The sequence below is a fragment of the Isoptericola variabilis genome (genome assembly GCF_050311655.1).
GTDB classification, from domain to species: Bacteria; Actinomycetota; Actinomycetes; order Actinomycetales; family Cellulomonadaceae; genus Isoptericola; species Isoptericola variabilis.
Map to the genome: position 1 here is coordinate 533,127 of NZ_JBNOZM010000001.1, position 12,892 is coordinate 546,018.

The window sequence follows — 12,892 nt, forward strand, 5'->3', positions numbered from 1 at the left end:
ACACGGTAGGGCTCCCGCGCTGGTCCGGCAGGGTGAAGCCCGCCAGGCGGACGGTCGACGGCCACAGGTCGGCTGTGCCTACGCTGGGCGGGTGAACGGGCAGACGACGACGGGCGCGAGGCTCGCGACAGCGGCCGCGGCGACCGAGGCGGCGGGGGACACCCAGGTCGACACCCGGGCCGACGCGGCGACGGCCGTGGCGGACCCGTGGGTGACGATCGTGTGGAACGACCCGGTGAACCTCATGTCGTACGTGAGCTACGTCTTCGAGAGCTACTTCGGCTACCCGCCGGCGAAGGCGCAGAAGCTGATGCTGCAGGTGCACCACGACGGGCGCGCCGTGGTGTCGTCCGGCCCGCGCGAGCGCATGGAGGTGGACGTGCAGGCGATGCACGGGTTCGGGCTGTGGGCCACGCTGCGGCAGTCGGGCTCGTCCGACGGCGGCTCGGAGGGACCCGCCGGTCAGGGCGGAGGCGCGGCATGACGCCGTTCCGGTCCGCGCCGGCGGGCTACGTCGCGCGGTGGGACGACGTCGAGCGCGAGGTGCTCGGGCGCGTCGCGCGGGACGTGGCGGAGCTGGTGCGGGCGGAGTCGGGGCTGGAGCCCGGCGTCGAGGTCGGCGACGGCGTCGCGTTCACGGGCGTCGCCCGGGTGCCGCAGGACCCGGCGGTGCAGCGGCTGCTTCCCGACGCGCACGACGAGGACGCCGACGTCGCCGCCGAGTTCCGGCACCTCACGCAGACGGACCTGGCGGCCGGGAAGGTGGCCCGGCTCGTCGCGTTCGCGGACGCGATCGACTCGCCGGACGTGCTGGCGGACGACCCGCGGGACGGGGCCGAGCTCGTCGTGCCCCGCGAGTCGGCGCAGGAGTTCGCGGGGGCGCTGACCGACGTGCGGCTCGTGCTGGCGGAGCGGCTGGGGCTCGTCGACGACGCGGACGTCGAGACGTTGCACGACGACGTCCTGTCGGGGCTCGACGACGACGAGGATGACGACGGTGACGACGACGAGGCCGAGAGCGACGAGGACGACGCCGCGCCGGACGAGTACGCCGGCTGGGAGCGGGTCGGGCTGACCGGCCGGGAGCGCCGGTACTGGGGCGGCGTGTTCGTGGCCGCGGGGTTCGCGCAGGAGTCGCTGGTCGACGAGATGCTCGCGGACCTGCGCGCCGGGCGCTCGGACGCCTGACGCGTCCGTGCAGGCCGGGGCGCTGCTGTGGCGGGCGCCACGCCGTGTCGCCGCTCACTCCCCGGGGTCGTGACGGTCTGTCGCGACTAGGCTTCCTCGGGTGAACGACGCCCCCATCGGGATCTTCGACAGCGGCGTCGGCGGGCTGACCGTCGCGCGCTCCATCCTCGACCAGCTGCCCCACGAGCAGGTGCTCTACCTGGGGGACACGGCGAACAGCCCGTACGGGCCGAAGCCGCTCGCCGCCGTGCGCGCGATGGCGCTCGCGGTGATGGACCGGCTGGTCGACGAGGGCGTGAAGATGCTGGTCATCGCCTGCAACTCCGCCACCGCGGTGGCGCTGCCCGACGCTCGCGAGCGGTACACGGTGCGACGCGGCATCCCCGTCGTCGAGGTCATCCGACCCGCGGCCCGCCGCGCGGTGCTCACCTCGAGGACCGGGCGCATCGGCGTCATCGGCACCAAGACCACGATCGACTCGCGCGCGTACGACGACGCGTTCCACGTGACGCCCGGGCTGGAGATCACCACCCAGGCGTGCCCGGACTTCGTGCCGCTCGTCGAGCGCGGGCTGACGTCCGGCCCCGAGGTGCTGGAGGTCGCGCACCGCTACCTCGACCCGGTGAAGGCCGCGGGCGTCGACACGCTCGTCCTGGGGTGCACGCACTACCCGCTGCTCGCGGGCGCCGTGTCCTATGTCATGGGCGAGGACGTCACGCTGGTCTCCAGCGCCGAGGAGACCGCCAAGGACGTGTACCGCAACCTCGTGCAGCACGGCCTGGAGCGCTCGCCCGACGCCCCCGCACCGGTGCACCGGTTCCTCGCCACCGGCGAGACGGAGCCGTTCGAGCGGCTCGCGCGCCGGTTCCTGGGGCCGGAGGTGACCCTGGTGGAGGCGGCATGAGGCTCGTCACCGTGGGGGTCTCGGGGTCGTTCCCCGGGCCGGCGTCCCCTGCGTCCGCGTACCTGCTGCAGGCGCACGACGGCGAGCGCGAGTGGAACGTCGTGCTCGACCTCGGCAACGGGGCGCTCGGTGCCCTGCAGCGGCACGTCGACCCTCTCGACCTGGACGCCGTCGCGCTGTCCCACCTGCACCCCGACCACTGCGCGGACCTGTCCGGGCTGTACGTGTACCTGCGCTACCACCCGGAGCGGGGCGACGTCCGTACCGGCGTGCCGCGCCGGCTCCCGGTCCTCGGGCCGAGCACGACCGCCGAGCGCGCCGCCGCGATGTACGGGCTGACGCCCGGCGAGTCGATGGACGGCGAGTACGACGTCCGCGCCTGGGAGCCCGGGGCCACGGTGCGCGTCGGCCCGTTCGAGCTGGAGCCGTTCGCGGTGTACCACCCGGTCGAGGCGTACGGCATCCGCGTGACGGGGCCGTCGTCGGTGCGCCCGGGGGAGCGCGTCACGCTCGTCTACTCCGGCGACACGGACGCGTGCGACGGCCTCGTCGAGGGCGCGCGCGGGGCGGACCTCTTCCTCTGCGAGGCGGCGTTCCAGGAGGGGCGCGACGACGGCGTGGAGCGCGGCATCCACCTCACGGGCCGGCGGGCGGGCGAGGCCGCCGCGGCCGCCGGGGTGCGGAGCCTGCTGCTCACCCACCTGCCGGTCTGGAACGCGCCGGACGTCGCGATCGCCGAGGCACGGTCGGTGTACGACGGACCGGTCGCCGTGGCGGCGGCCGGCGGGGTGCACGAGCTGTGACCGGCGGCCCCTGCGCCGGATAACCTCGGTCCCGTGAACGCCGCACCTGCTCCCGCCTCCCCGACGAACCCCGCGACTCGGCCCGCGTGGCCCGCCGCCGTCTGCGACCTCGTCTGCGTGCTGGTGTTCACCGTGGTGGGCACGCTCAGCCACGACACCGCGGGCGTCGGGCACGTCGCGCTGGTCGGGCTGCCGTTCGTCGTGGGGCTCGCCGTCGGCTGGCTCGCGACGCGCGCCTGGCGCGCCCCCGCGCAGGTGTGGCCCACCGGCGCGGCCGTGTGGTTCGCCACCGTGGTGCTGGGCCTCGTGCTGCGGCCCGTGCTCGGCATCGGCGGCGTCGAGGTGTCCTTCGCGATCGTCACCGCCGTCTTCCTGGGCGTGACGATGCTGGGCTGGCGGGCGCTCGCGTCCCTCGCCGCCCGCCGCCGCACCCCCTGAGCGCTGTGAGCGGGCGTTTGGCCCTGTTTCGCGACCGAAACAGGCCAAACGCCCGCTCACAACGTCAGGACAGGGCTTCAGCGACCGCTGGGGCGAGGGCGCGGAACGCCTTGCCGCGGTGGCTGATGGCGTTCTTCTCCGCCGGGGTGAGCTCGGACGACGTGCGCGTCCCGGGCGTGCCGTCGGGGTTCGGCTCCTGCTCGACGGGCACGTGGATCGGGTCGTAGCCGAAGCCGTTCTCCCCGCGCGGGGCGCGCACCAGGGTGCCGGGCATCTCGCCGAGGCACACCTCCTCACGACCGTCCGGGGTCACGAGCGCGGCCGCGCAGACGAACGCCGCCGCGCGGTGCTCGTCGTGGACGTCCGACAGCTGTGCGAGCAGCAGCTCGAGGTTGGCCACGTCGTCGCCGTGCTTGCCCGACCAGCGGGCGGAGAAGATGCCCGGCGCGCCGCCCATCACGTCGACGCTCAGGCCGGAGTCGTCCGCGACGGCGGGCAGGCCGGTCGCGCGAGCCAGCGCGCGCGCCTTGATGAGCGCGTTCTCGACGAACGACACGCCGTCCTCGACGGGCTCGGGCGCGCCGACGTCGCCTGCGGTCACGACGGCGTCGTCGGGCAGCGCGTCCAGGCCGGGCTGGTCGCGCAGGATGGCGCGCAGCTCGACGAGCTTGCCCCGGTTGTGCGTGGCCAGCACCAGGCGGGCACCGGCGGGGACGGTCACCGTCGCCGCGTCCGTCATCGTCACAGCTCCTGCGCCAGCGCGGCGCGCTGGAGCTCGGTGAGCTCCGCGGTGCCGGCGACGGCGAGGTCGAGGAGGGCGTCGAGCTCGGCGCGGTCGAACGGCGCGTGCTCCGCCGTGCCCTGCACCTCGACGAACGTGCCCGAGCCCGTCGTCACGACGTTCATGTCCGTCTCGGCGCGCACGTCCTCGACGTAGGGCAGGTCGAGCATCGGCGTGCCGTCGATGATGCCGACGCTCACGGCCGCGACGGAGTCCGTGAGGACCTGCTTGCCGCCGGTGACGTGACCATGGCGGGTGCCCCACGCGACGGCGTCGGCGAGCGCGACGTACGCGCCGGTGATGGCCGCGGTGCGGGTGCCGCCGTCGGCCTGCAGGACGTCGCAGTCGAGGACGATCGTGTTCTCGCCGAGCGCCGTGACGTCGACGACGGCGCGCAGCGCGCGGCCGATGAGGCGCGAGATCTCGTGCGTGCGGCCGCCGATCTTGCCCTTGACCGACTCGCGCTGGCTGCGCTCGTTCGTGGCGCGCGGGAGCATCGCGTACTCGGCGGTGACCCAGCCCTCGCCGGACCCCTTCTTCCAGCGCGGCACGCCGTCGGTGAACGACGCCGTGCACAGCACGCGGGTGTTGCCGAACTCCACCAGCACGGAGCCCTCGGCGTTCTGGGTCCAGCCGCGCGTGATGGTCACCGGGCGGAGCTGAGAGGGCGTGCGGCCGTCCGCGCGGGGTGCGACGTCAGACGTGGCGGCCTGGGAAGCGGGGGAAGTCATGCGGCCACCCTATGCCGCCACCCTGTGCGGGCCGCACGTAGGGTTGTCCGGTGCAGCTCACCGCCACGGACCTCGCGTTCGCCTACCCCGGCCGTCCGGTGCTCGACGGCGTGAGCCTGCGGGTCTCCGACGGCACGCGCCTGGGCGTGGTGGGGGAGAACGGGTCCGGCAAGTCGACGCTGCTGCACCTGCTCGCCGGGGACCTGAAACCGAGCCGCGGGGAGGTCCGCCGCAGGGGGACCGTCGCCCTCGTGGAGCAGGAGCTCGCGACGACGCCGGGGGAGACCGTGGGCGACCTCGTGCGGCGCACGCTCGCCGACCTGCGCGCGCTGGCCGCCGAGATCGAGAAGGAGGCCGCGTCGTTCGACCACGAGACCGGGGACCTGCGCCGGCTGTCGGGGCTGCTGGCCCGCGCCGAGCACCTGGCCGCCTGGGACGCGGACCGGCGGGTCGACGTCGCCCTCACCCGGCTGGGCGCGGTGCGCGACCCCGACCGGCGCCTCGACACCCTGTCCGTGGGGCAGCGGTACCGGGTGCGCCTCGCGTGCCGGCTCGCGGAGCGCGCCGACCTGCTGCTCCTGGACGAGCCCACCAACCACCTCGACGACTCCGCGATCGAGTTCCTCACCGGCGAGCTGGTCGCGTGGCAGGGCGGCGTGGTGGTCGTGACGCACGACCGCGAGCTGCTCGACGACGTCGCCACCGCCATCCTCGACCTGGACCCGTCGATGGACGGCAAGCCCGTGCTGTACGGGCAGCCGGGCTACCTCGCGTACCGGTTCGCGAAGAACCAGGCGCTGCACCGGTGGCGGCAGCGCTACCGCGCGGAGCAGGAGCGCGCCCGCGTCCTCGCCGAACGGCTGGACGCCTCGTACGAGGGGCTGTCGGACGAGTGGCGCCCGCCCAAGGGCTCGCAGAAGCACCGGCGTGCCACGCGCGCCCGCATCCACGTGAAGGCCGCCGACCGGCTGGTCGAGAAGCTCGATGCCGAGGCCGTCGAGGTGCCGGTGCCGCCCGCGCGACTCGCGTTCCCGGACCTGCCGTCGATGTCGCCGGGCTGGGACCCGGGCGACCCGCTCGTCGAGCTCCGGTCGCCCCGGGTGGTGGCCGACGACGGCGACCGGGCGGGCGCGGTCCGGCTCGACCTGCCCGGCACCCGCCTCGCGGTCCCGCCCTCGGGACGGCTGCTCGTCGTCGGCCCGAACGGGACCGGCAAGTCGACGGTGCTGGCGGCGCTCGCGGGCCGGGTGACGCTGGCACGCGGCACCCGCACCGTCACGGCGGGCGCGCGGCTGGGCGTCGTCGCCCAGGAGGCGGCGCCCGGACGACCCTCGGGGGCGGCGCCGGGCGAGGGGGCGCGGCAGACCGGCTTCGACGCGTACGCGGCGGAGGCGCTCGAGCTGCTGCACCGGGGCGACCTGGACCCGGAGCACGTCGTGCCGGTCGCGGCGCTGGGGCTGCTGAGCGAGGAGGACCTCGAGCGTCCGCTCGCGGAGCTGTCGGCCGGGCAGCGGCGGCGGTTCGAGCTCGCGCGGGCGCTGCTCCACGCGCCGCACCTGCTGCTGCTCGACGAGCCGACCAACCACCTGTCCGTGGACCTCGTGGACGAGCTGACCCGCGCCCTGGTCGCCACCCCGGCCGCCGTCGTCGTCGCCACCCACGACCGGCGCATGCGTGCGGACCTCTCCGACTGGCCGGTGCTCGACCTCGGCTCCTGACGGCCGGCTGGCCCTGGCGTGGACGACCGCGCCGACGTGGTCGCCGACGTGTCGCCCCGCCGGGACCGCTCCTTCTGCTCCGCGCGCTGCCAGGCGCGCCAGGGCGCGCGGCAGCGTCGCGCCCGCCAGCGCGCCGACGTACAGTCGCCGCCGTGACCACGAACCTCTCCTCCGGCACGTCCGGAGCGCTGCGCCGTTTCGCCGGCTGGGTCGCCCGCGGATCGGTCGGGCACCCCCTCCTCGAGGACGTCGACTACTGGGACGTCTTGCGCGACGAGCCGAGCGCGATGGAGACCCTGTTCGCCGTCTTCGCGAACGTCCTCGAGCTCGACGACCGGGGCGAGCCGGTCAACGAGAAGGCGGCCGAGCGGCGGGCCGCGGCCTGGCTCCACCGGTACTGCACCGGTCGGATGCCCGACGGCGAGCCGGAGCTGGAGGGCTGGGAGGTCGCGCTCCACTGACTGCGGCCTGGCGGCGGTGACACCCGGGGCATGCGCCCGGCCCGGCTCAGCGCGTCCGGTAGCGCGCGTAGATCAGCCCGTTGTCGAAGGACCTCTCCTCGACCAGGTCGAGGTCGAGCCGCACGCCGTCGGGGAAGAAGCGGGTGCCACCGCCGACGACGCTCGTGGTGACGAACAGGTGGTACTCGTCCACGAGGCCGGCCCGGATCGCCTGCGCGGCGAGGTTCGGGCCGTCGACGGTGAGGTCGTGGTCCGACTCGGCCTTGAGCCGGCGGACCGCCTCCGGGTCGAAGGTGCGCTCGATGCGGGTGCGGGCGCTGGACACCGTCTCGAGCGTCGTGGAGTAGACGACCTTGTCGGTCGCCTGCCACTCGCGGGCGAACTGCGTGATGTGCGTGGGCAGGTCGGGGTCGGCGTCGGCGGTCTCCCAGAAGAGCATCGTCTCGTACATCCGCCGCCCGTAGAGGTAGGTGCCGACGTCCCGGAAGACGTCGCTGACGAACTGGTGCACCTCCGGGTCCTCCGCGGCCGCGCCGAGGTCGCCGTCCGCCGCCTTCGCGTAGCCGTCGAGCGACGTGATCATCGAGTAGATGAGGCGTCCCATGCGTGTCCTCCCGTCCTGGACGCCCGTGCGGCGTCATGGCGGGGCTGACTCGGCCGGGGTCGAGAACTCATCGAGCGCTCGGCGCGGGCCGCAGCCGACCGTCCGCCCAGCGCGCGGCGAGGGCGAGCAGGAGGAACACCACGCCGACGAGGCCCGCGTTGACGAGCGCCCGCCCGAGCCCGACCTCGCCGACGTCGAGGAACGGGTACGGGTACCAGCCGACCACCGCGCCGCGCGCGAAGGTGTAGGCGATCCACGCGAGCGGGCCGACGACGGACCAGCCCACGGTCCGCGCGTCCACCCGCGGCCGCGGGCCGACGAGCACCCACACGGCCACCGCGAGCACGGGAGACGCCATGTGCAGCAGCACGTTGGACAGCTGCCCGGCCTGCGTGAGGCCCGTCACCGCCCCCGCCAGGACGGTGTTGTACACGATGCCGGTGACGACGATGCAGAGCAGCGCGTCGAGGTGCGCCACGCGCAGCAGGCGCCCGTCGCGCGCCGGGTCGAGCGCCAGCAGCACGGAGACGACGCCGATGCCGACGTTCGACAGGATCGTGAAGTACGAGAAGAGCCGGACGAGCCGCTCGGTCATGGTGCCCGCCGCGCCCGGCCCGTCCGTCAGCGCGATGACGAGCTCCATGAGCACGCCCCCGAGGGCGGGGAGCGCGACGAGCAGGTGAGCGGCTGCCGCCGACCCGCGGCTCACGACAGGCGACCCACCCAGGCCATCGCCTGCTTCACGATCGTGCCCTGACCGTGGATCATCTCCGCCTGCACGGTGTCGCTGCACGCCTCCTCGGGGGTGAGCCACGCGAGGTCCAGGGCGTCCTGCTGCGGGCGGCAGTCACCCGTCACCGGCACCACGTACGCGAGGGAGACGGCGTGCTGCCGGGGGTCGTGGTACGGCGTGATGCCGGGGGTGGGGAAGTACTCCGCCACGGTGAACGGCTGCGGCGACGCGGGCACCTGCGGCAGCGCCACCGGGCCGAGGTCCTTCTCGATGTGCCGCAGCAGCGCGTCGCGCACCCGCTCGTGGTAGAGCACGCGGCCCGAGACGAGCGCGCGCGTCATGGTGCCGAGCGGCGTGACCCGCAGCAGCAGCCCGACGGCGACCACGTCGCCCGAGTCGTCCACGCGCACCGGCACGGCGTCGACGTAGACCAGCGGGAGCTGCGCGCGCACGGCCGCGAGGTCCTCCGGTGTCAGCCAGCCCGCGGGCTGCGACTCGCCCGGGTAGAACTCGTCGTCGGGGGGAAACTCGGCCGTGTCCGTCACACGTCGTTTCTACCAGCCCGGACGGCGCACCAGCGCGGGGGCAGGCCGCTGCGGGAATACTGGGGGTGGCGCCGCTGCTGTGCCAAGGAGACCCCCACCGGAAGGACATCCATGGCCACCGTCGAGCTCACCGACGACACGTTCGAGAAGACCGTCACCGACAACGACATCGTGCTGGTCGACTTCTGGGCCGAGTGGTGCGGCCCGTGCAAGCAGTTCGCCCCCGTCTTCGAGGCGTCGTCCGAGGAGAACACGGACGTCGTGCACGCGAAGATCGACACCGAGGCACACCAGCGCATCGCCGCCGCCGCGGGCGTGAGCGCCATCCCGACGCTCATGGCGTTCCGCGAGGGCGTGCTCGTGTTCAACCAGGCTGGCGCGCTGCCCGCGCCCGCGCTCAAGCAGGTCGTCGAGGCCGTGAAAGGCCTCGACATGGACGACGTGCGCGCCCAGATTGCCGCCGCGAACAACGGTTCGCCGCAGGCCTGATCGCGCCACCAGCGCCACGTACGACGGCCGCCCCGGGATGTCCGGGGCGGCCGTCGTTGTCTGCTGCCATGTCAGTGTGTCGAACTCATGTTCGAAGCGTGAGCCGACGTCGGAGATACACCAAGGATCTGCTTGCGGATGCAGCCGCGCACGCCACTTCTTGTTCGGACGTACTCCGGTATCTCGGCGTACCGCTGCGCAGCGGCTCGTACAGCCACATCGCCAAGAAGATCAAGGAGTTCGGTATCGACACGAGCCACTTCACGCGGCAGCGGCGAAAGTACACGGCCGAGCTCCTGGGCGAGGCAGCGGCCCAGTCCGACTCCGTTGCTGGTGTCCTGCGCCGTCTGGGGCTCAGCGAGGTCGGCGGAACGCATGCCCACATCAGCCGCATGCTCAAGGCGCTCGAGATCGACACAAGCCACTTTCGGCGTGATCAGGGCGCCCGGCGCGTGGGGACCCGGCTGGCGGCGTCGGACCTCCTTGTCAACGACCCTTCGGCGACCAGGCGTCGCCCTCCGCATCGCCTGCGGCGAGCGCTCCTCGAGATTGGCCGCGCGTACGCCTGTGAGAGTTGTGGTTGCGACGGACAGTGGCAAGGGATGCCGTTGACGCTGCACATCGACCACATCAGCGGCGATTTTCGGGACAACAGGGCCACGAACCTCAGGTTCCTGTGCCCCAACTGCCATGCACAGACACCGAACTTCGCAGGACGGTCGCGGGGTCGGTATGGGAACGCGCCCGCCGTGTGTGAGGCTGACGATGGCAACGACGCGGGCAAGGACGCGGCCTAGTTACACTGTCGCCGGCCAGCCGGAGTGATGGAATTGGCAGACATGCGGCGTTTAGATCGCCGTGCCCTCAGGGCGTGCGGGTTCGACCCCCGTCTCCGGCACCTCGCGAAAAGTCACGTCAGTCGAGGCCGAGCGTCTTGCGCACCCGGGCGACGTGGCCGGTGGCCTTGACGTTGTACTGCGCGACGGCGACCGTGCCGTCCGGGCCGACGACGACGGTGGAGCGGATGACGCCCACGTACGTCTTGCCGTAGTTCTTCTTCTCGCCCCAGGCGCCCCACGCCTCGAGCGCCTCGTGCTCGGTGTCGGCCAGGAGGGGGAACGTCAGGGCGTCGCGCTCGGCGAACGTCGCGAGCTTGTCGACGCCGTCGGGCGAGACGCCGACGACGGCGTACCCGGCGCCCTGCAGCGAGGCGAGGGAGTCGCGGAAGTCGCACGCCTCGGTGGTGCAGCCCGGCGTCATCGCGGCGGGGTAGAAGTACACGACGACGCCCTTGCGGCCGGGCTCGGCGAGCGCGTCGGCCAGGGAGTAGGTGCCGGTGATGTGCCCGGTGCCGGTGGGATCGGGCAGGACGGCGGGCAGCTCGAGGGCGGGGGCGGTGTCGCCGACGGCGAGACGGGTCACGGGTGCTCCAAGGTGTCGAGGTCGTGCGGTGCGCCGCACCCGGTGCGCCACCGGGGTCGCGACAGGTGCGCGACAGGGGTGGCGGGTGCGCGCTCGGCGTCGAGCCTAGACGCCTCCGTCGTCTAGCGTGGAGCCCGTGACTGACCGCGCGCCCCGCACCCCCGACAGCAAGCCCCTGCCCATCCGCATGCTGCACGACCGCCTGCTGGTGCAGCCGGAGGTCGACTCGGCGGAGCGGCAGTCGACGGCGGGCCTCGTGATCCCCGCGACCGCCGCGGGGGCCAAGCGCCTCGCGTGGGCGCAGGTGGTGGCGAAGGGCGAGCACGTGCGGCAGGTCGCCGTGGGCGACCGCGTCCTCTACGACCCCGAGGACCGCGCCGAGGTGGACCTCGGCGGCACGGACTACGTGCTGCTGCGCGAGCGCGACGTGCACGGCGTCACCGAGACCGCGGACGACGGCGGCGCGACGGGCCTGTACCTCTGACGTTCGCCGGCGCCCTGCACCGATACGCCGCGGCGTCTGCCACAGTGGCGTCATGACGGGTGACCCCCTGGACCTGCTGGCGCTCGACGACGAGCTGAGCCCGACCGAGCGCGCGACGCGCGACCGGGTCCGCGCGCTGGTCGACGAGCACGTCCGTCCGCACGTCGCGCGCTGGTTCGCGGACGGCGTGTTCCCGCTCGACCTGGTGCCCCGCCTCGCCGAGGCGGGGCTGCTCGGCATGCACCTGCACGGCCACGGCTGCGCGGGCCGGTCGGCGGTCGAGTACGGGCTGGCGATGGCGGAGCTCGAGGCCGGCGACTCCGGGATCCGTACCTTCGTGTCGGTGCAGGGCTCGCTCGCGATGACGGCGATCGCGAAGCACGGGTCGGCCGCGCAGCGCGAACGCTGGCTGCCGGGGATGGCGGCGGGCGAGACGATCGGCTGCTTCGCGCTCACCGAGCCCACGGCCGGCTCCGACCCGGCCTCGATGACGACGACGGCGACGCGCGTCGGCGACGAGTGGGTGCTGTCGGGGCGCAAGCGGTGGATCGGGCTCGCGTCGATCGCCGACGTCGCGGTGGTGTGGGCGCGTGCCTCGGACCCGGCCGAGGGCGCCGAGGAGGCGCGGCCGCGGGTCCGCGGCTTCCTCGTCCCGACGGCGACGCCCGGGTTCGCCGCGACGCCCATCGAGCCGAAGCTGTCGCTGCGCGCGTCGGTCCAGTGCGACGTCGTGCTCGACGACGTCCGCCTGCCCGCCGACGCGATCCTGCCGGAGCACCCCGGCCTGGCCGGCCCGTTCGCCTGCCTCGCGGAGGCCCGCTACGGCATCGCGTGGGGCGCGACGGGCGCGGCGCGCGACAGCCTCGCCGCCGCGCTGCGGCACGCGGGGGAGCGGGTCCAGTTCGGCCGGCCGCTGGCGGCGTTCCAGCTCACGCAGGCGAAGCTCGTGGACATGGCGCTGGAGGTGTCACGGGCGCAGCTGCTGGCGCTGCGGCTCGGGCGGCTGAAGGACGCCGGGCGGCTGGAGCCGCACATGATCTCGGCGGGCAAGCTCGCGAACGTGCGGTCGGCGATCGAGGTCGCCCGGACCGCCCGCACCGTGCTCGGCGGCGACGGCATCACGCTGGAGCTCTCGCCGATGCGGCACGCCGCGAACCTCGAGTCCGTCCGCACGTACGAGGGCACCGACGAGGTGCACACGCTGATCCTCGGGCGGCACCTGACGGGCCAGCAGGCGTTCCGGTGACCCGCCGTGCGCGGCGCAATCGCCTGTCGCGGAGGTCACAGCGCTGACCGGCCACGACGGTTTCCCGGCACCCGCGCACGGCTGGTAATGTTTCTCCCCGCCGGCGCCATTAGCTCAATTGGCAGAGCAGCTGACTCTTAATCAGCGGGTTCGGGGTTCGAGTCCCTGATGGCGCACCAGCACGAGGTCCCCGTACCGCGGGGACCTCGTCGCGTGAGGACCCTCCCGGTGCGAACCTGCGGGTGTCCTCTGGCCATGCACGACCAAGCGCCATTAGCTCAATTGGCAGAGCAGCTGACTCTTAATCAGCGGGTTCGGGGTTCGAGTCCCTGATGGCGCACCAGC

17 protein-coding genes and 3 tRNA genes are annotated in these 12,892 nt (G+C 73.7%); 14 read left to right on the forward strand and 6 right to left on the reverse strand.

Annotated elements, in window-relative coordinates:
• The first annotated feature begins 91 nt into the window (after positions 1-91).
• From clpS to ACQP60_RS02550, 5 genes are all read left to right on the forward strand, one after another.
• Entirely contained in the window at positions 92-484 is a 393-nt protein-coding gene (gene clpS, locus ACQP60_RS02530; protein WP_429728254.1) for an ATP-dependent Clp protease adapter ClpS, read from the forward strand.
• Positions 481-1,188 carry a DUF2017 family protein gene (locus tag ACQP60_RS02535; protein ID WP_429728255.1) on the forward strand — a complete coding sequence of 236 codons (708 nt, stop codon included), beginning with the start codon at positions 481-483 and terminating at the stop codon, positions 1,186-1,188. Before clpS ends, ACQP60_RS02535 begins: the two co-directional genes overlap by 4 nt.
• Before the next feature lie 100 nt (positions 1,189-1,288).
• A complete protein-coding gene (gene murI, locus ACQP60_RS02540) occupies positions 1,289-2,092 on the forward strand; it encodes a glutamate racemase (RefSeq protein ID WP_429728256.1) in 804 nt (267 codons plus the stop codon).
• A complete protein-coding gene (locus ACQP60_RS02545; RefSeq protein WP_429728257.1) occupies positions 2,089-2,895 on the forward strand; it encodes an MBL fold metallo-hydrolase in 807 nt (268 codons plus the stop codon). The genes murI and ACQP60_RS02545 overlap by 4 nt, the downstream gene beginning before the upstream one ends.
• A gap of 33 nt (positions 2,896-2,928) precedes the next feature.
• The gene (locus tag ACQP60_RS02550; protein ID WP_429728258.1) at positions 2,929-3,333 is read left to right on the forward strand and encodes a DUF3054 domain-containing protein; all 405 of its coding nucleotides are present in this window, start codon (positions 2,929-2,931) and stop codon (positions 3,331-3,333) included.
• A gap of 64 nt (positions 3,334-3,397) precedes the next feature.
• Here ACQP60_RS02550 and rdgB read toward each other — a convergent pair whose 3' ends face one another.
• Positions 3,398-4,072 carry an RdgB/HAM1 family non-canonical purine NTP pyrophosphatase gene (gene rdgB, locus ACQP60_RS02555; RefSeq protein WP_429728259.1) on the reverse strand — a complete coding sequence of 225 codons (675 nt, stop codon included), beginning with the start codon at positions 4,070-4,072 and terminating at the stop codon, positions 3,398-3,400.
• A gap of 2 nt (positions 4,073-4,074) precedes the next feature.
• On the reverse strand, positions 4,075-4,845 hold the full coding sequence (gene rph / locus ACQP60_RS02560; RefSeq protein WP_429728260.1) for a ribonuclease PH: 771 nt from the start codon (positions 4,843-4,845) through the stop codon (positions 4,075-4,077).
• Between the two features lie 50 nt (positions 4,846-4,895).
• Here rph and ACQP60_RS02565 point away from each other — a divergent pair, with 50 nt between their 5' ends.
• A complete protein-coding gene (locus tag ACQP60_RS02565; RefSeq protein WP_429728261.1) occupies positions 4,896-6,563 on the forward strand; it encodes an ABC-F family ATP-binding cassette domain-containing protein in 1,668 nt (555 codons plus the stop codon).
• Between the two features lie 152 nt (positions 6,564-6,715).
• Positions 6,716-7,024 carry a DUF7677 family protein gene (locus tag ACQP60_RS02575; protein ID WP_429728262.1) on the forward strand — a complete coding sequence of 103 codons (309 nt, stop codon included), beginning with the start codon at positions 6,716-6,718 and terminating at the stop codon, positions 7,022-7,024.
• Positions 7,025-7,070: 46 nt separating this feature from the next.
• Here the strand turns inward: ACQP60_RS02575 and ACQP60_RS02580 are convergent, their stop codons facing one another.
• From ACQP60_RS02580 to ACQP60_RS02590, 3 genes are all read right to left on the reverse strand, one after another.
• A complete protein-coding gene (locus tag ACQP60_RS02580; protein ID WP_429728263.1) occupies positions 7,071-7,628 on the reverse strand; it encodes a dihydrofolate reductase family protein in 558 nt (185 codons plus the stop codon).
• A 67-nt stretch (positions 7,629-7,695) separates the two neighbouring features.
• Positions 7,696-8,337, reverse strand: a complete 642-nt coding sequence (locus ACQP60_RS02585; RefSeq protein WP_429728264.1) for a Pr6Pr family membrane protein — start codon at positions 8,335-8,337, stop codon at positions 7,696-7,698.
• Positions 8,334-8,906, reverse strand: a complete 573-nt coding sequence (locus ACQP60_RS02590) for an NUDIX hydrolase family protein (RefSeq protein ID WP_429728265.1) — start codon at positions 8,904-8,906, stop codon at positions 8,334-8,336. Before ACQP60_RS02590 ends, ACQP60_RS02585 begins: the two co-directional genes overlap by 4 nt.
• A 111-nt stretch (positions 8,907-9,017) precedes the next feature.
• On the opposite strand from ACQP60_RS02590, the gene trxA reads away from it, so the two are divergent.
• From trxA to ACQP60_RS02605, 3 genes are all read left to right on the forward strand, one after another.
• Complete coding sequence (trxA, locus tag ACQP60_RS02595) at positions 9,018-9,395, forward strand: thioredoxin (protein WP_429728266.1); 378 nt, start codon at positions 9,018-9,020, stop codon at positions 9,393-9,395.
• A gap of 98 nt (positions 9,396-9,493) precedes the next feature.
• Positions 9,494-10,192, forward strand: a complete 699-nt coding sequence (locus ACQP60_RS02600) for a hypothetical protein (RefSeq protein WP_429728267.1) — start codon at positions 9,494-9,496, stop codon at positions 10,190-10,192.
• 18 nt (positions 10,193-10,210) lie between these two features.
• Positions 10,211-10,293: transfer RNA gene (locus ACQP60_RS02605), tRNA-Leu, on the forward strand.
• 17 nt (positions 10,294-10,310) lie between these two features.
• Here the strand turns inward: ACQP60_RS02605 and ACQP60_RS02610 are convergent.
• A complete protein-coding gene (locus ACQP60_RS02610) occupies positions 10,311-10,817 on the reverse strand; it encodes a peroxiredoxin (protein WP_429728268.1) in 507 nt (168 codons plus the stop codon).
• Positions 10,818-11,004: 187 nt separating this feature from the next.
• On the opposite strand from ACQP60_RS02610, the gene ACQP60_RS02615 reads away from it, so the two are divergent.
• The 4 genes from ACQP60_RS02615 (at position 11,005) to ACQP60_RS02630 (ending at position 12,890) form a co-directional block, all read left to right on the forward strand.
• Positions 11,005-11,301 carry a GroES family chaperonin gene (locus tag ACQP60_RS02615; RefSeq protein WP_429728786.1) on the forward strand — a complete coding sequence of 99 codons (297 nt, stop codon included), beginning with the start codon at positions 11,005-11,007 and terminating at the stop codon, positions 11,299-11,301.
• A gap of 52 nt (positions 11,302-11,353) precedes the next feature.
• Complete coding sequence (locus ACQP60_RS02620; RefSeq protein ID WP_429728269.1) at positions 11,354-12,547, forward strand: acyl-CoA dehydrogenase family protein; 1,194 nt, start codon at positions 11,354-11,356, stop codon at positions 12,545-12,547.
• A 103-nt stretch (positions 12,548-12,650) separates the two neighbouring features.
• A tRNA-Lys gene (locus ACQP60_RS02625) sits at positions 12,651-12,726 on the forward strand.
• Positions 12,727-12,814: 88 nt separating this feature from the next.
• Positions 12,815-12,890, forward strand: a tRNA-Lys gene (locus ACQP60_RS02630).
• The last annotated feature ends 2 nt before the right edge of the window (positions 12,891-12,892 follow it).